The sequence below is a fragment of the Nocardia yunnanensis genome, assembly GCF_003626895.1.
GTDB classification, from domain to species: domain Bacteria; phylum Actinomycetota; class Actinomycetes; order Mycobacteriales; family Mycobacteriaceae; genus Nocardia; species Nocardia yunnanensis.
This window is the reverse complement of sequence record NZ_CP032568.1, coordinates 6007010-6024114: the sequence shown is the minus strand read 5'-3', so window position 1 is coordinate 6024114 and position 17105 is coordinate 6007010. Positions and strand designations below refer to the sequence as shown.

The window sequence follows — 17105 nt, the reverse complement described above, 5'->3', positions numbered from 1 at the left end:
TCATAGCCATCCGCGGCGTGTCGCCTGCACTCCCGCCTGGAAACGGGTGCTCGCGCCGAGGCGCTCGAGCAGACTTGCGGTGCGGCGCACCACCGTTCGGCGCGAGAGGCCGAGGCGGCGGGCGATGGTGTCGTCGGTGGCGCCCATGCTCATGAGCGTCAGGATCGCCTTGTCCCGTTCGTCCAGCGCCTCGGACGGGTTGACCGAGATGGGCGTGGACATCAGCCACAGCGCGTCGAACGTCTTGACCAGCAGGTCCAGCGTGGGCGAGGGGCCGACGCGGACGCCCATGGGGTCGCCGCGGCGCTCGTCGGTGTGCAGCACCAGCACGGCGCGCCGATCGTCCGCGACGATCAGCTTCATCGGCGGGTCCGGCAGCGTGCGCGCCTGTGCGCCAACCGCATTCGTGGCCAGTACGTGCCGCAGCCGCTCGGGATCCTGGTAGATGGTCTCCTGATACAGCGTCCGGTAGTCGATGCCGGCCTGGATGCGCGAGGACTTGAGCTCGAACATCCGCTCCTCGGTCTCCACATCGGAGAGAAACGGGCCGCGTTCCACCACCTTCACGCAGGAGTGCGCGGTGTGCTGCAGATCCTCGAAATCGGCCAGCAGCTGGCGGCGTTCGTAGACGGCCACCACCGCGCCGTCGGCATCGGTGGTGCGGCGCACCGAGCGGAACGTCTCACCCAGGCGCGCGGCGGCCGACTGCATGCGCAGCATGTCCTGATTGCGGCGGCGAGTCTCGGCCTCCGACAAGGCTTCCGGGGCGTGCGCGTCGAAACGCACCACGCCCTTGCTGTCGGTCAGCCGCACCACGGCCTCGAGCTGGCACAGCGCCTCGAGCGCGGCCTCGGCCACGCGCGGCGGAATGCTGAGCCGCTCGGCCACCTCGGGCACGGTCGAACGCGGATGCTGCACGAGCACCCCGTAGGCGCGGCCGTGCAGGGAGGCGGGGTCGAAGAGATCGTCCAGTGTCGTCACCGCACCCACCGGCGGGCGCCGGTCCGGAAATCGTCCGTTCGTGGGCAGCGGTGAACGCTCTACTGGTCCGGGCCCCACTGCTGCTGCATGAGAACGCCCTTGCTGGCTAGCCATGGCAGCGGATCCATCTTGTTGTCGGCGGCGTCCCAAATCTCGAGGTGCAGATGGGGACCTGTGGAATTGCCGCGGTTGCCCACGGAGGCGATGACATCGCCGGTGTTCACGCGCTGGCCCTTGGTCACGTACATGTCGTTGACGTGGCCGTAGACCGCGGTGGTGCCGTCGTCCTGCTTGACGCGCACCCAGAGGCCGAAGCCCGAGGCGGGGCCGGCGTCGATGACCGTGCCGCCCATGACGGAGTGGATGGGGGTGCCGATCGGATCGGCGAAGTCGATGCCGTAGTGCATCGCGCCCCAGCGCACGCCGAAGCCGGAGGTGAGCACGCCGTCGACCGGCTTGACCACGTTCGGACCCGGATTGAGCTGCTGCTGCAGGGTTTTCAGGGTCTGCTCGGCCTGCGCCAGGGGGGCGGAGACCTCCGGGGGGAGGTTCTGCAGGCCGAAGGGGGCCGGGTCGGGCGTGGTGGCCGCGACCGGCTGCGCCTCGGGGGTGGCGGCCGCCGGCGCGGGGGCCGCGACGTCCTTGGCCTGCTTGAGTTCGAGGGGAGTGTTCTCCGCGACGTCCTCGCCGATGGTGGCGGGCTTCTCGTCGTGGGTGGGCAGCAGGGGGGCGGCGTGCGCGAGGGCGGGCACCAGCTGGGTCGCGGTGCCGATGAGGGCGCCCGCGGCGACGGCCACACCCGCTGCCGTCTTGACCCGATCGGTGGTGGAGGACTCGGCGCGGTGACGTCTGCGCGACGTGATGCCAGCGCGGCCGGCACCGGAATCACCAAGCAAATCCATGACTGTTACGGAGTTGGCGGTCGTTCGGTGGTGCGGCACTGCAAGTCCTAGCGTTCGGTGGGTCCGGTAACGATTCGGCATCGCTGTGACGGAAACTGTACTCGGTTGTGACCATTCCGCAACCTTTTGTGCGATAACGCCAGCTGGAGTACTCGAACCCTTGATCACAAAAGGTAACCGACCAGGCACACTTGTGACATGGTTCTCGACGAGTTGGGTACGCCGATCGTTCTTGCACCGATGGCCGGCGGGCCGTCGACCCCGGAATTGGCCGCAGCGGTGTCCGAGGCGGGCGGGCTGGGGTTCGTCGCCGCGGGATATCTGCCGGCGAGGGAACTGGGGGCGCGGATCAAGGCCACGCGGGCGCTGACCGCGCGGGCATTCGGGGTGAATCTGTTTTATCCATCAGAACCCAGTCCGACCGATCGGTTCTCTTCATATATAGAGGAGCTGGGTCGCGAGTTCCCCGTGGGCGAGGCCAAATACGACAGCGACGACTGGGCGGCGAAGCTCGAATTGCTGATCGCCGATCCGGTGGCGGTCGTGTCGAGCACCTTCGGGTGCCCGTCGGCGGCGGAGATCGCGCGGCTGCGGGCCGTGGGGTCCGAGGTCTGGGTGACCGTCACGACCGTCGCCGAGGCGCGGCAGGCCGTGGCGGCGGGGGCGGATGTGCTTGTCGCACAGGGGGCCGAGGCGGGCGGGCATCGCGGGACGTTCGCGGACGATCCGGGCGAGGACCTGGTCGATCCGCTGGGGACGCTGGCGTTGGTCCAGTTGCTGCGCGCGGCGGTGGACGTGCCGATCGTGGCGGCGGGGGGCATTGTGAGCGGCGCGGCGGTGGCGGGAGTTTTGGCTGTGGGGGCGGCGGCCGCGCAGCTCGGCACCGCGTTCATGCGATGCCCCGAGGCGGGGACCTCGCCGGTGATTCGGAAGGCCATCGCGGGTGACACCCCGACCATGCTGACTCGCGCCTTCACCGGGCGGCGGGCGCGCGGACTGCGCAATCGGTTCATGGAGGACCATCCGGACGCACCCGTCGCGTACCCCGAGATCCATTACGCCACGGGGCCTTTGCGGGCGGCGGCACGAGCGGCGGGCAATGCCGACGAGGTGAATCTCTGGGCAGGTCAGGCGCATTCGCTGGCCGTCGAGCTACCGGCCGGCGAGCTGGTGCGCACCCTGTCGGCGGATGCGAAAAATGCGCTGGAGCGGGCCCTTTCGTTGCGAATCCAGACTTATTGACAACGTTTTTCACCTACAATCGGCTGACACCTTCCGCCATCCCATGAGGAGAGCGATATGTCACTCGACGTACCCACCGCACTACTCGAGCGCGCCGAACGTGGTGAGGTCAACGACGCAGAGTTCGTGGAATGCGTCCGTAACTCGCTGCCCTACGCGTATGAGGTCGTCAGCCGGGTAGCCGCCGATCTGCGTTCCGGCACGGCGGAATTCGCCGACAACACCATCGCGCCACCGGACGAGACGGCCCGCGGCCAGCTGCTGCGCGCCATGGCCTCCGACGCGATCCGCGGCGGGCTGGAACGCCACTTCGGCATCAAGCTCGCCTTCCAGAACTGCCACCGGGTCGCGGCCTTCCCGCTGTCCTCGGTCGGCGGCGACACCTACTCCACCTTCATCTCCACCCGCGCGCAGCTGCTCAACCAGAGCCCGGAGCTGCGCAACTGCTGAGCGTTTTGCGAACATCCTTCGGCGCGGCCGCAACCCGGCCGCGCCGAGGCTTGTGGGTTGAGTGATTCGGTCAGGTGATTCGGAAATCGCCTGCCCGCCAACGCCGCCGGTCCGAACGGAACTTGCGGACCTCTCGGACACCGAACCAGACGAACATCGCGAACGGTCCGACGAACATGAACCAGGCGACGATCGTGGTGCCCCAGCCGCCGAAACCCTCGGTGCAGGTGATCGCGATCGTCGCGATGCTCAGGATTCCGAACAACAACGTCAGCAGGGCGAGGATCGTCCACCAGACCGGTTGCCATCCCTTGATTCGCGGCTGCTCCAACGGTTTACCTGTGAACGCGGGGTAGGCGATGTTCGGCTGGCGGTACGCATACGGTGCGGCGGGCATCACGGGCTGTGGCGTGCCGGCGTTGGGGGGTGTGCGGTACTGCATGGCGTTCTGCGGCTGCATCGCACCGGGCGGAGGCGTCAGCGCGGTGGGGATTGGGTTGTAGGGCGATGACGTCCGCGGGGGCTGCGGAGTGCGCGTCGGGGGCGGGGTGTACGCGGTGCCGTGGGTCGGGAAAGGGGCTGCCGCATCCCATTTCGCGGTCGGCGCGGCGCGTCTGGTGGGGCTGGGATTCGGGACGGCGGACTGGGCTGCGGAACGGGCGGCCGCCGCCAGGGCGCCCGCGCTGGGGAACCGGCCGCCGGGGTCCTTCGCCATACCGCGAATGATCACCGCGTCCATGGCGGCGGGGATCCGGGGGTTCTGAGCGCTGGCGCGAGGCGGCTCGGTGGTGAGATGGGCGGCCATCTGCTGCACGGGGTCTAGATGGGCGAAAGGCTTGACGCCGGTGAGGGTTTCGAAGAGCAGGCAGGCCAGGGAGTAGACGTCGGAGCGCAGGTCCTCGGTACCGGAATAGCGTTCGGGAGCCATGTAGGCCCAGGTGCCCACGGCCACACCGGTACCGGTGATGGTGGACTGGCCGACACCTCGGGCGATACCGAAGTCGATCAGGTAGGCGAAACCGTTGGGCAGCGTGAGGACGTTGGAGGGCTTCACATCTCGATGCACCAGACCGGCCCGATGCGCGATATCGAGCGCCTCGGCTATCTGGGTGACCAGATCGACGGCTTGTTCGAGGGGCAGCGCGCCTCGATCGCGCAGGGTCTTGCCTAGGTCGGAGCCCTCGACGAGTTCCATATCTATGTAGAGGCGGCCGTCCAGCTCGCCGAAGGCGTGGATCGGGACCACGTGGGGGCCGCGCAGGCGGGCGGCCAATCGCGCTTCACGTTCGAATCGGCGTCGGTAGTCCTCGTCGGCGGCCAGCTCCAGGGGGAGCAGCTTCAGGGCTACTTCGCGTTCCAGGTGTGTGTCCTCGGCCAGCCATACCTGGCCCATTCCGCCCCGGCCCAGCAGCTCGAGAAGCCGATAATGGCCGAGTCGACCTTCCCCCGGCACTTGCCCTCCCAGATTTCGGTGCCATTGCGGCGTGCTCAGCATACGGCGGGGCGGCGGGTGTGCGCGACGAACTGTTTTGGGATGGGGTGTGGGGCTGGAGAGCGAAAAGCGTTGGTAGCTGGAGGTTTACACAGCGTGTTGGGTTGATCATGCTGTCGTGTCGCGGGATTCGAAACTATGATCGAGGGTATGGGTGACATCGCTGATGAGATCGCTACCGCGCAAGCGGTGGTCGCTCGCTTGCGTGTGGTGGCGGCTCCGACCGCGCGAACCGGACCCCGATCCGCGTCATCAACGAATCCAACTCGGCCACAACACGATCCAACACCACACAACAGATCTACCAGCACCAACTCACATAGGTGTCGTTGCAGTACTAGGCCGCGGAGCGCGGGCCGGGCTGGGTTAGCACACCAAGCTGTATGAGCCGGTCCCCCGGCGGACTGGCGCAGGATCGGCCGCGTCGCAATGATTCTCGCCGGATCGGTTGCAATGACATGTTCGGGTTTGTTATCCGTGTCGAGTTGATCCAGGCAACATGGTATTTGGAGTTCATCGTCGGCTTGGCGCTGTTGTTCTCGACCGTGTCGGCGCTGTTCCACGGGATACCGCGCTTGCAACGCTCGGTGCCGGGAACCCGGTGGAGTTCGGGATCATCACGCTGCGGCCGTCGGAGTCGCCGCGCAGGGAACCGTGGTGCCTGGCCGGAGTTTACGAACATCGAACTCACCGAGGGCCGCTTCACCATCAAGACCGAGGACGCCCGTCCGCCGATCGATGTCAGATCCACTCACTGACCAACCTCAATCTGCTGTACGCACTGATCGACCGAGAGCGTGGAATCCGAAGCTGAGATACCTTTGTCCCATCGTGACCTCTTGTTGTCGCCGCAACAAAGCGGAAATAGGTCGAAGATGGTTATCCGGTGGTGATCACGCGTACAGCCAGATCTTTCGCTTCAGGGCTGACCTCGCCGAGCTGGAAGTCGCGGGCGATGATGTGGCGCACCAGGTCCGGGTCCGGCGGGAATGCATGCTTGCGCAGGTAGTGGGATACCGCGCCGGACCAGATCCAGACTCCGTCGGTGCGGAAGGTCAAGGGTACGTCCTGGACCGACGGTATGAATTCGTCGACCTCGAAACTGCGGGCAGCGAGGACGATCGGGGCCGAGTCGAGGTAGGTGAGGAGGCGGTCGCGCAGCGGTGTGGGGAGCGACGCTCTCACCGCGACCGGACGGCCGCTGTCATCGCGATGGTCGTAAACGCGTGCGAGTCTTGGCAATTCGTCGAATCCGGCAGTCACCGCTCGAATCCTCCCACCCCGATACATTTCAGCCGATCCTAGCCGTGTGTGCCGAGAGGCTGCCAGCCGGCGGCCATAGCCGACGATCAGCGGCATATCCGCATGGTGGTTAGGCTTCGCAGACGGCGATGCTATTTGTTGGACTGATCACGGTGACGCTGCGCGGTCGAGATCGAGCTGATCGAATGCGCAATGTATCTGGTGTTGATCGTCGGCTTGGCACTCGTGTTCTCCCACCGTGTCGGCGTCGTTCTACGGCCAGCGGAACGCCGGTGGAAGGCTCGACCTCTTCGAGCATGGTCTGGTCTTCACCCGGGCCGCAGATTCAGCAGAGCTGATGCCGAACTCGCGGAGGGGCGCTTCCACGTCAAGTCCGCCGCTAGCCGTCCGCCGATCGTCATCAACGTCGCCTCGCTGACAAACCTCAACCTGCTCTATGCGCTGATCAAGCACGGGCGCGGAATTCAGTAGCGTCCGATGCCATCGACATCGGGGCATTGAACTGATCGTCCACAACGCCTTTCGCCCACACTGGAACCGTGCTCTCGATTCTCGTGGGAGGGCCACCTTCTCCGCGATCAGCTTTGATCTGCGAGGCGTCGGAGGTCCGAGAGCGTGGAAGCCTGCTGCTCCGGAATCGGGTCGATCAGACCGAATGTTCCAGGCGCATTGGCCGGCAGCGACCGGCAACGACGTGCCGCGTCGAGCGCTGAAAGCCCAGCCATGCGCGCATCGATGAGACGTGAACGCCACAGCCCTCCGGCAACCACACCCGCCTGGCCGACCGCGGCACGCGGGATGTACCCCGCGGCATCATCGTTCGTCGACGCCCACACATACCCGACGATCACGCCCTTCAGACTGACGGGCAAATAGATGACAGCCGAAGTGGTTTCGTCAGGGTAGGTGGGTGTCGGAACGGGCGCGATCGCGCCGAAACCCTCGGATCGCTCCTCGGGGCTACCGCTGGGAAAGGTACCGTCCTGAATCCATGGACCTTCGCCCAGCGGCCGGCCAGGGTCCGCCCGCAGCGCCAGCTCCTGAATGGTCCGGGCCTCGCCCTGCTCCGCATCTCCCGCAATCCCACCGAACTGCGGATCCGCAGGCTTCCCAATCCAATACCCGATCGCCTCGACCGGCGTGAGACCCATCCGATAGGTCTCCTCTAGCCGATCGTTCCAGTAGACAATGGTTTTAATCCGATTGCCCCCGGTTTCTGCACTCGCGAAGAACCCCGCAGAGTTCCCATTCTGCGATCCCCACAGGTAGCCAACCAGTACCTCGCCGAGCGTGACCGGTAGGTAGAACACTGGAAGACGCGTCCAGGCATCATAGTTCGGCATCATCGCATCGTCGGACATCGATTTCCTTCTCGTCGAGTGCACCGGCGCAATGTTGATTCAGGCACCGTTGACTTGGTCAGTGAATCTCAGCGATATCGGCCTCGGTGAGAACGCCGGGGCAAGTCGACCGCCTCAATCAGATCGATGTGCGCTCAGCCAGTCCGGCAAAGCATAGTCGAATCGCGCAGCCTGCCTCAATTCGTCATAGAACGCATCGAGCGGAGGTGAAGTAATCCACTGTGGCTCATCCGCACCGAAGGTTTTGAAGCTCTCCTCCCCGGAGTGTTGGACCTCGAACCTGGCCGCATACCAGCACGCAGGCCGACCTCGCATTGCTGCACGCAATTCGCTGAATCTTGCGTTTACCGGCTGAGGCGGTGTCCATACGTGCATTCGCCCAGCTAAATCCCGCCACAGGACTTCCGCCTCATTGTGATGTCCGATCTCTCGGAACTGCAACTGCGCCCAGGTCCAGCCCGCCGGCAAGGCCAAACGCAGCTGCAGCGAAGCGTATTTGGTGCGCTCTACGATGTCTTCAACTGTTCCTGGCGCCACAGCGGGTAATTCGACTGCAGGATCCAGTTTTCCAGAGAGCCACCGGGGGATATTATTTGCCGACCGAGGGTAGAGATCAAGATCTTTAGCATAGACTTCCGGCGGGATCGGCGGATCCCACAAGGGATCTACTTCGAAATTGTATGTACCCGAGTAACTGTCGGGTGGTTCAACCTCGATACGCAAGGAAAACCAAGTACCAAGCGCTTCTTCATACAGAAGGTTCCTGAGGTCAGGGAACGCACGCACGACCTCCTGCGGGAAGTTCCGGGCCTGCGTCACGCCATCGCGGCTAACGGTGGTGAACTTCAGATCGACGATGTCGGCCGCAAGCGTGGCGACCAGATCGAGCCGAGCCCAATCTTGTTCCGGTTCAAGGCTCATCGCCAGACGACCGCATACCCACTCCAAGATCAGGTTCGCCTGGGCTTCACGTTCGTGCTTGGCTTGCCTAGGTGGCTGGATCTGTTGCCGCTCATCTCGGGACATTCAAATGACTCCTATAGTGAAGTACCGGCTGGCCGGTTGCTGGATGCACGCGCTGCTCCATCCAGTAAACGTAGTCCGGCGTCATCCCCTTCGACGCACGACCAGGGAAGATGCGAACACGCTCGATCTCCACGGATCTCGCCGCGACCTCGCGATCCATCTCAGAGCGCCTCCAACTGTCGTTGTGAAGACTGAGTGGATCGGTCGCCGGCTTGAGAATATTGTTCTCACGATACAGCTGCGCCACGAGGCCGAGCGCCTCGTTTACCGATCCTGCTTTGTGGTCCTGAGTGTGTCCACCACGGTATTGTTCACCAGGGTAGTCGAACTCACCCGCCCTCTTGAAGTTACCCTGGACGGTTCCTGAACGCGGGGGGACGTAATCCGCACCGCTGGCGGTACCGTGGGTGTAGTCGGGTTTGAAAGATACCGCCGCGTTCCCATCGCTGTTGGTATGGAAAACGCGGTCTCCGATTTGGAATCTGGTGTTCTGTAACGGGAGGCCTTGGGGTGCACCGCCTGTTTCGCTTCTCACGTCGCTCGGTCTCATCGTCTTACTATTTCCGAGCTCGGGATTTCCGTCTGTCCAGGTTCTTTCGTGAGTGAACTGCGACTTCCCTTCCGGAGTTAGTTCTGGCGAGGTGTAGAAGCTGCCATGCACCTTCTCACCTCCACCGGGAAGGTCAGTAAATACACTATAATGCCGGTCAGGCTCGAGATCAGTCCTCAGAGAGAACGCCTTAGCGGGGTTCCATCCATGTACCTCACGGTATTTATCACCGCCAGGCTGGTACTGAGCCTCATCCGGAGGATCGAATCTGTCGATATCCAATATAGGCCGCGCAGATTCGTCAGTACGGAAGGTGAATGGAACCTCGTGTCCCGTGTCCACTCGATAGTCAACGTTTGGAATCGTGAAACTCGCATCGGGATTGTCCACAGGACGGTCCGCAGTTCCAGTACGAAGGTTGGTTGTTCGAGCATCGATATGAGTGATCCTGGGCGGGCTGGATCCATCTGTGTACACCAGGGTTTTTCGTCCACCCGAATCAGAAACCTCGTACCTCGTCATCGGATCCCACAGTGGCTCCTCACCGTTGCCGCGATAACGTTCATGGAACGACTCGCCCGGTTCAAGGACAACACCCTTCGCAGAGTTGTATTCTGGCTCGCTCCATTCGATTTCGTAATGGCTCGGCTCAAGTCGATCACCAGGACGTGCTGCCCGGTCGCGCGCATCGTCGGGGTTGAGAGCGTATTTGTCCTCGTCGCGGGTACCCGGAACGAAACCGTCTTCGGAGACTTTGACTTTGGTGCCGTCGGGGTGGATGAACTGCCAGTCGCCGTCCGGGGGGATGCGGGGGCGGCGGGTTCCTTCTGGTGTTGTCTCGGCGGTCGAGGAGTAGACGTGGCCGGTGTCGTCTGTCCAGGCTGGTTTGGTGGGGGCCAGGACGCCGGTGCCGGTGGCTTTGGCTAGGCGGGCGGCGGCTTCGGTGGAGGCGGCGTCGCAGCCGATCAGGCGGATGGGGCGGCCGTCGTAGCCCAGGTCGGGGAGGCGGGCGGCTAGCTCTTCCATGGTGTATTCGCGGCCGTCGAGGAGGATGGTGCCGCGTTCGGTCAGGTGGGCGTCGATGGTGAAGAAGCGGGGGTCTTCGGGGACCAGGTGGGCGAGGGTGCGTAGTTCGGGGTCGTTGTGGAGGGCTAGACCGGCGGGGGTGCGGTCGGCGTAGTGGCCCAGCGGATCTTCCGGTGGGTTGTGGTCGCCGAGGTCGTGGGGTGAATCCTGGTGGGGGGCATCCTCGTTCGGCTGATATTCGGGGTCGGTCGGGTGATTGTCTGAGGTCTCCGGCGCGTGATCGGTCGGGTGCTGAGCGGGTTCGTGAGGGGTTGCGGGGTCCGACGGGTGTGGGAGCAACGCCTCATGGTTTTCCGTCAGGTACTTGGCCAGTTCGGGACGGAACTCGTTGAACAGTCGCATGGCCGTTGGCGCTGTCGAGCGGTCGAGCATGCCGAGCTTGTCCATGAGATCGCCGAGGCCGCGACGCAAGCCGGGTAGTTCGGGAGTGCGGGACGGATCATGGTAGGCCGAGGCGATGTCGTAGATGCGCTCGTGCAGCTGCTGGAAGCGGTCGGCCAAGTGTGGAGTGAGCGTCGAAGGGCGGTCGGCCGGGTCGATCGGCGCACGCTCGGGCTGTTGCTCTTCGGCGTGCGGAACCTCTTGTGGGCGTTCCGGTTCGACGGCGTGCGGCGTCTCGACCGGATGTTCCGCATCATTGCCCAGCGTGAACGGGACGTGATCCTCGTCGGGCCCATCGGTCGGGTGGACGGGATCTGTTTCGGGCGTTTCCGGTGTCGTGTGCGGTTCGTGGGCTTCCGGGACCTCGGTATGGGGTTCGTGGACATAGTCCGCCGGAACGATGGTGCCCTTGACCAGGTAGTCGACGTAACCGTCGTCGTAGCGTGCGCCTTGGGGGTCCTCGATGACATCGGTGATCAGGAACTTGGATTCACGCTGGAGGAGGAGCTCGTTCTCCGGCCCGGACATGCCCCTGTCTCCGACCCAGGTGCCCTTCGAACCGGCCGGAACATCCAGTTCCACACGGACTTTGAGCCTGAATTCCTGCGGCGGGGTCGGCCCCAGGCTGGTCGACATGTAGCCGCGTTCGGTTTGGACCGTGCCCTTCAACAGCATCGGGTTGCGACCGTTGAGCGGCTGGCCGTCGGGGCCGGTGAAGCGGTCCAGGCTCCGCATGCTGATGCCCCGCGAGACTTCTACGCCTTCGGGAACAGGGCGATTCATCGCTTGGTCGAGCTGGCCGACCTGGGATCGGAGGACATCCATTGTCGGTTCGCCGCCAAAGTACTCGCGCATCAGGGGCAGCTTGCCCGCATTGCGCGACACTTCCTGGAGTCGACCGTACGGGTTGGCGTCGTTGACAATGTTCTCGATCGTGGCGCGCAGCCGCGGATCGAGCTGCGGATCGCGGGGGTCGGGATGCTCCGCCAGTAGTCGGTCGAGCACCTCTATCTTCGGCATGAGCGGTCGGCCGCCGGTGAGCCGCATCAGCTGCTGGTAGTGGCCTTCGTCCTCGCTGAGCCTGGCCAGCAGGTGCACCGGGTCCGGCGCACGTAGGAACTCATTGATCCAGGACTTCTGGGTGTACCGCTGTAGCTCATGCAGCTCCGACGGGGACATCGTGTCCCGAATCGGAGCTAGTACTTCGTCACCGTAATGCCGTGCGGCCTCAGGAGTCTCGAACCGCTGAACCGGGTCGTGCGCAGGCGCAACCTCCGGCTCCGACTGGTGAGGGATCTCGTGAGCCGCGGGTTCGTGCTGGGCATCCGGATTCGCCCCCTCGTGCGGTTGCTCAGAACCCGGGGTGTGATCGCGCGAATCCTGGTGTGGCTGTTCGCCTTCTTGATGCGGCACATCCTGGTGTTCAACGAGGACGTCGGCGTCCGCGTGGAACGCGACGTGGTACTCGTCCGGCCCGTTGATGTGACTCGGAAGCTCCCGATCGGGACCCGGGACGTCGTCCGAAGGGTTGCGGGCCGGCGACTCTTCGGGCGTTAGGTCGTCTCGCCCCGTTCGCGAGTGATCCGGTTGATCTCCGCCTCGCCCCACGCCTGCCAGATCTTGATCTGGTCCTCGGTGGCCGGGCGGCGTCCATTCGCTTCCTTCTCGCGCAGGATCTGCAGGTCGCGGTCCCGCTTCGCGCTGAGTTCCGGGTCCTGGATCTCGTCCCGCATCGTGGGGCCCAGCACCTTCCGCGCTATGCGTTCCATTTCCTCCGGACTGATGGGCATCGGAGGTCCTTCCTAGATCGGTGGCTCGGATGATGTATTTGCCGTCGATGAAGTCACGGCTCTCGACCCGGAATCGGGTGCCGGGTGGGAAGACCACCTCTTCCTGGGAGAGGCTGGCCCAGGAGATGTCCTTTCCGGTGTTGGAATCGATGATCAGCTCGACATTGCCACCGGGCATCGAGCTGCCCTTGTCCGATGATGCGAAGCCCGGATCGGCCGGTGGCTCCTTGCCCGGAGTGTAGGCATCGAGGAACTTCTCCATCTTCACCGGATCGTCGAAGCGGAGGGAGCGGTAGACGGTTCCCTCGTGATCCGGCAGCTTGTTGTAGGCCGAGACCAGGGTGCGGAGTTCGACGTCGCGGTCGCGCAGGGCCTGGGCGTTGCCATTACGGGTCGCGTCGTTGACCGGCTCGTTGAGATCAAAGAACTGATTGCGGCGGATCACATCGATCTCGGCGTCGCTGAGCCGAGAGATCTCGGGGTACTTCTCCGTTTCGAACTCGCGAATGGTTTGCACTTCGCGGTGGCTGATGTTGTTCTTGGCGGCGTATTCGTGCGAGGCCGTGGGGTCTTCATAGTGCGGGTTCGCGTAGTAGGGCTTGTCCTCGACAGGCAGCTTCTCGCGTACCGGCGTACCCGGATGCGAATCCGGTTGGCCGATACGGACTTCCGGATGCGACGAGCTCGTGTGCTCCGGGGACCGGGATTCGAGCGGACGCACCGGGTCGCCGTGGGAGTCATAGACGATGGCGTGGGTGGATTTGACGTTGGTGTGGTCCGAGGGGAAGGAATGGGGGCCGCCGGGGACCGCGCTGTCGTGAACTACTAGTCGGCCGCCGTCGTTGGTGATGGTGTAGGCGTGGGCGCCGATGCCGTTCGCGTCTGTGGGGCTGTGGAATTCGTCGACCACCAGGGCCGTTGCGCCGTCCCCTAGTCGGTGTAGCTGGTCGGCGATCGAGCCCAGGGTTTCATGGCGGTCGAGGTGGGCTCCGGCGGCGTTTTCCAGGTCGGCCGCGGTCATGCCGTGTTCGGCGATGTGGGGATCGTCGGGGACGTGGATGTCCGGGTTGCCGGTCAGCTCGTGGACCTGGCGAAGGGCTTGAGGGCCGCAGTCGTTGGCTGGCGTAGGGGTGCGTTCGGGCGCGGTGGGATTCGGTTCCTGGGAGCGGTGCTGCTCGACCAGGTCGTCGTAGCCGTATGGGTGTTCGCCCTGGTGGACTTGGGGTTCGGGGGCACGGAAGCCGGCGGGGTCATGGGGCAGGGAGCCGACGTTGCGCTGCCAGGAGTTGAGATCCTCGCGGCCGGGGCGGTGGTACTCGGGGAGGAGGTGGGGGGTCTCGCCGCTGGCTATGCGGGCGAAATTGTGGAGGGACTCGGTGGGGACCGTGCCGCTCTTGTCCAAGTAGTTGTAGTAACCGGTGTGGGTGGAGATATCGCTGAGGGTGTGGATGCCGCCCGGGAATTGGGCGGCGATCCGGTTGGCCCCGAAAGCGGAGATCGCGGGGTCCATGCCGAGGCCGTTGCCGAGCCCCGGTGCGAGGCGGCTGATTTCGCCTTGTGTGTTGGCACCGATCCATGTCACCGGGTCGCGGGAGGAGCTCGCGACGAAGACATTGTGGGCGCCGATGCCGAAGTCCGCGGCGTGCCCGACAGGGCCCGCGCCCGGCGAGCCCAACAGGGTGATGGTGGAGATGTCGCCGGACAGGCGGCCCCCGGCACCGGCGAAGCTGGTGATGGTCGAGCCGTAGCTGTGGCCGAAGAGGTGGATGTCGGGTGTGGGTGAGCCGCCCGGCAGCCCCGCTTCCACACGGCGAGTCTGGCTGAAGGCGGCCACATCCCGTGCCAGCAGTTGCCCACCGCGTGCGGCCAGACGAGCATCGGTCATCTCGCGCAGGATCTTCGGGAAGCCACTGGGCGCGTCGTATCCGATCCACGCGATCGACGCGACTTCGGCGGGGTCGGTGCGCTCCGAGGTCGCGCGGTAGTGGTTGAAGGCGTTGTCGAGATTGCTTCCGAGGCTTCGTACCGTGGTCGTGATGCCGGGAATATGCAGCGACACCGTGGACGCGTGCTGTGTATCGCCGAACGCCACCACCGCGCGGCCCTCCCCGCCGAAAGCCGCGGAATCATAGGAGAGCACCTGTACCGGCGGCTCGTGACCGCCGTTGTCCTTGGCGAAGTCTCGGGCCAGGTCGTCCGCGTGCTGCAGGGCTTCCACCGTGGATTGCAGGTTCTTCCACTGTCGGAAGCTCTCCGGGTCGGTGAACCGCGTGCGGAACTTGTCGATGTTCGGATTCTGCTCGCGCATCTCGTTGATATCGCGGGCGATCGATAGTCGGTTGGCTTCGTCTCGAATGTGCGGGGGGATGCCGTCGGCATTGCCGAGCTCGTGCGGATGCACGCGCAGCATCGCGTCTTGTTGCTCCGGGGTGAGCGAGTGCCACCAGTCGTTATTCTCGCTGGCACGGTTGTGCGCCTCGGCGACCGAGGAATCCGTCTCGTGCGCAAGGTGTTCGGGCGTGGCTTCGGGTCCCAGCCGATCCAAAGCGTCGCGGGCGTGGGCGTGCTCCGCCTCGGTGATCGGCGAATCCTTCGGCAGCACAGGGTGTTCGGGATCGCGATCGGCGAGATGCACAGTCGAGGGATCGTGCGCCGCCTGCGGACCGTGGGCGACCGGATCGGCGCTCGGGCTTCCGCCACCATGGTTCGGTCCACGCTGATCCGCACCTGCACGGGGCTGTTCGGCGGCGGCCCTGGGCTGTTCGGAAGATCCGCCCTGATGACTCGACGGGCCGTCAGGGCGCGCACCGATCTTCGAGCTCGGACCGTTGCCGGCACCGACCAGGTCCCTCGACTCGGGCTGCGCGACCACCCTTTCCACGGGCCCCGCCGCACCGAGGTTGGTGTTTTCGCCTACCCGTGTCGGCACTTCGAGACCGGTGGCCCTAGAGGTCATCGGGGTGGGAGATGCCCCTGCTTCGCGTGCCGGAGCCGCAGCGGCGCGTGATTCGGCGGCCGGTGTCGCGGATGATCCCGGTGCGTCCGCGCGAGTAGGCGTCGCCGCGGCCGGTGTTTCGACCTTCGTAGTAGCCGATAGGTCGGTCCGTAGCGCCGCGGGCGTTTCGGTCCGGGCCGGCGTCGTGAGAACCTGACGCGGATCAGCTGATGCCGGTGAATGTGGGCTGTTGGCGGTCGGCGCGCTGCTGGGTGAACGCGCCTCGACCGCCGCGTTCGGAGCCGCCTGCGGTGCCCCCACCACGGATTCGTGCGATATCGATCCGTCGAGCGGCCGCGACGCCGCCGATTGGGCCTGCACCGGAGTCGCTGCGCCCGTTGGCTTTTCGATCACCGGGGCTCCGTCCCGGGATGCGTTCCCAGTGAGCGAAGCGTCCCTGACGGGACTCGCCTGCGACGGCTGACCATTTCCGATTTCGCCGGGCTTGTGCTGCGCGCCGACCTTCGCGGGCTCGCCGCTGGCCTTCAGGCTTTGCGCCGTGATCGTCGGCTCCCCGCTCTTCCACCGCGAAGGCATCTCGTGAGCGACACCGGGCAGGGTTCCGCCCACGGCGCCGGCGGTCACCACGCGGGGATCGAAATGCCAGTTATGCGTGACACCACCGCTGAGCGCCCAACCACCCAGACCGGCCACGCCACCGGCGATCCCGCCGCTGAGCAGGTTGGCCGCCTTCTGCGTCACGACATTCTTGGCGATATCCGCCCCCAGGCTCTTCTCCACTCCCTTCAAGAGCGCCTTCGGTGCCCATCTGCCAATAGGAGCAGCCACCAGACCACCAGCGGCACCGCCGGCAATAGACAGCCCCAGCTGCTTCATGTCGACACCGTCGCGACGACCGAATGTGCTCTGATACGCCTGGATCCCACCGTCTTGCAGGCCACCCATCGCACCGCCGATGAGCACCTGCCTCAAGATGAACTTCTTGAGCGCGATCACACCGGCCTTCTCGGCCTCCTTGCCCAGGAAATCGATCGCGCGCCGCGTCAGGATCCGCACGGTGATCCGCCCGACGCCGATGATGGCCCCCTCGGCCATCGGCGCGGTCGGCGGGAACAACCACGCCGCAGCGATATCCGCCGCCAGCGTGAGCAGCGTCGTATAGAACATGAGCTTCGTGTATTCGAGCTCCGTGCCGGTGTTGTTCGCGGTCCCGGCGATCGTCTCGAACCACTCGGAGAGCTTGTCGATCGACTGATCTCCGGTCCGCATACTCTGCAGCTGAGCGATGATCTTGTCGCCGCCGTCGCCGCTCGGATAGGCCAACCGCACCGCCGAGATCGCGGCATCGATGTCGGAGTCGATGTCGCGCAACTGTTTCGCGGCGCCCGTCCAGTCATCGGCGATGCCCCACATGAGGTCTTCGTTGCCGTCCGGCCATTTCATGCCGACAAGCCAGCCGAGCCCGCTCGCGCCCGGCGGCCGCCAGATCATCGCGGACCGCCTGCGATGAGAATCACTCGCGCGGCAGCCGTTTCGACCGGACACCCCCGTGACGCCACTATCGCCCCCGAATACGCGATGACCTGCTCTGCTGATTCACTGTCCGGCAGCGCGTTTCGCTCGCG

General features: G+C 65.0%; 11 protein-coding genes. 4 read left to right on the top strand and 7 right to left on the bottom strand.

What is annotated here, in order from left to right; genetic code table 11:
• Together D7D52_RS28390 and D7D52_RS28385 are read right to left on the bottom strand one after the other, a co-directional pair.
• On the bottom strand, positions 1 to 981 hold the full coding sequence (locus tag D7D52_RS28390; protein ID WP_120744530.1) for a helix-turn-helix domain-containing protein: 981 nt from the start codon (positions 979 to 981) through the stop codon (positions 1 to 3).
• A gap of 59 nt (positions 982 to 1040) precedes the next feature.
• The gene (locus D7D52_RS28385; protein WP_120741233.1) at positions 1041 to 1883 is read right to left on the bottom strand and encodes a M23 family metallopeptidase; all 843 of its coding nucleotides are present in this window, start codon (positions 1881 to 1883) and stop codon (positions 1041 to 1043) included.
• Positions 1884 to 2081: 198 nt separating this feature from the next.
• Between D7D52_RS28385 and D7D52_RS28380 the strand changes: the two genes are divergently transcribed.
• The gene (locus D7D52_RS28380) at positions 2082 to 3125 is read left to right on the top strand and encodes an NAD(P)H-dependent flavin oxidoreductase (protein WP_120741230.1); all 1044 of its coding nucleotides are present in this window, start codon (positions 2082 to 2084) and stop codon (positions 3123 to 3125) included.
• 57 nt (positions 3126 to 3182) lie between these two features.
• Positions 3183 to 3575 (top strand): SCO5389 family protein, encoded by a 393-nt coding sequence (locus tag D7D52_RS28375; protein ID WP_120741228.1) that lies wholly within the window; start codon positions 3183 to 3185, stop codon positions 3573 to 3575.
• Positions 3576 to 3645: 70 nt separating this feature from the next.
• On the opposite strand, the gene D7D52_RS28370 is transcribed toward D7D52_RS28375, so the two are convergent.
• Positions 3646 to 5028 (bottom strand): serine/threonine-protein kinase, encoded by a 1383-nt coding sequence (locus D7D52_RS28370; protein ID WP_162958618.1) that lies wholly within the window; start codon positions 5026 to 5028, stop codon positions 3646 to 3648.
• 422 nt (positions 5029 to 5450) lie between these two features.
• Here D7D52_RS28370 and D7D52_RS28365 point away from each other — a divergent pair, with 422 nt between their 5' ends.
• On the top strand, positions 5451 to 5825 hold the full coding sequence (locus D7D52_RS28365; RefSeq protein WP_162958617.1) for a hypothetical protein: 375 nt from the start codon (positions 5451 to 5453) through the stop codon (positions 5823 to 5825).
• Positions 5826 to 5946: 121 nt separating this feature from the next.
• On the opposite strand, the gene D7D52_RS28360 is transcribed toward D7D52_RS28365, so the two are convergent.
• Positions 5947 to 6426 carry a hypothetical protein gene (locus tag D7D52_RS28360; RefSeq protein ID WP_162958616.1) on the bottom strand — a complete coding sequence of 160 codons (480 nt, stop codon included), beginning with the start codon at positions 6424 to 6426 and terminating at the stop codon, positions 5947 to 5949.
• A gap of 96 nt (positions 6427 to 6522) precedes the next feature.
• Here D7D52_RS28360 and D7D52_RS38105 point away from each other — a divergent pair, with 96 nt between their 5' ends.
• On the top strand, positions 6523 to 6801 hold the full coding sequence (locus tag D7D52_RS38105; RefSeq protein ID WP_162958615.1) for a hypothetical protein: 279 nt from the start codon (positions 6523 to 6525) through the stop codon (positions 6799 to 6801).
• 107 nt (positions 6802 to 6908) lie between these two features.
• Here D7D52_RS38105 and D7D52_RS28355 read toward each other — a convergent pair whose 3' ends face one another.
• The 3 genes from D7D52_RS28355 to D7D52_RS28350 all read right to left on the bottom strand — a co-directional run bounded on the left by D7D52_RS28355 (position 6909) and on the right by D7D52_RS28350 (position 16971).
• Positions 6909 to 7691, bottom strand: a complete 783-nt coding sequence (locus D7D52_RS28355) for a hypothetical protein (RefSeq protein WP_162958614.1) — start codon at positions 7689 to 7691, stop codon at positions 6909 to 6911.
• A gap of 114 nt (positions 7692 to 7805) precedes the next feature.
• Positions 7806 to 8717, bottom strand: a complete 912-nt coding sequence (locus D7D52_RS38100) for a hypothetical protein (RefSeq protein WP_162958613.1) — start codon at positions 8715 to 8717, stop codon at positions 7806 to 7808.
• Positions 8704 to 16971 carry an alpha/beta hydrolase gene (locus D7D52_RS28350; protein ID WP_120741218.1) on the bottom strand — a complete coding sequence of 2756 codons (8268 nt, stop codon included), beginning with the start codon at positions 16969 to 16971 and terminating at the stop codon, positions 8704 to 8706. Before D7D52_RS28350 ends, D7D52_RS38100 begins: the two co-directional genes overlap by 14 nt.
• Between the last annotated feature and the right edge of the window lie 134 nt (positions 16972 to 17105).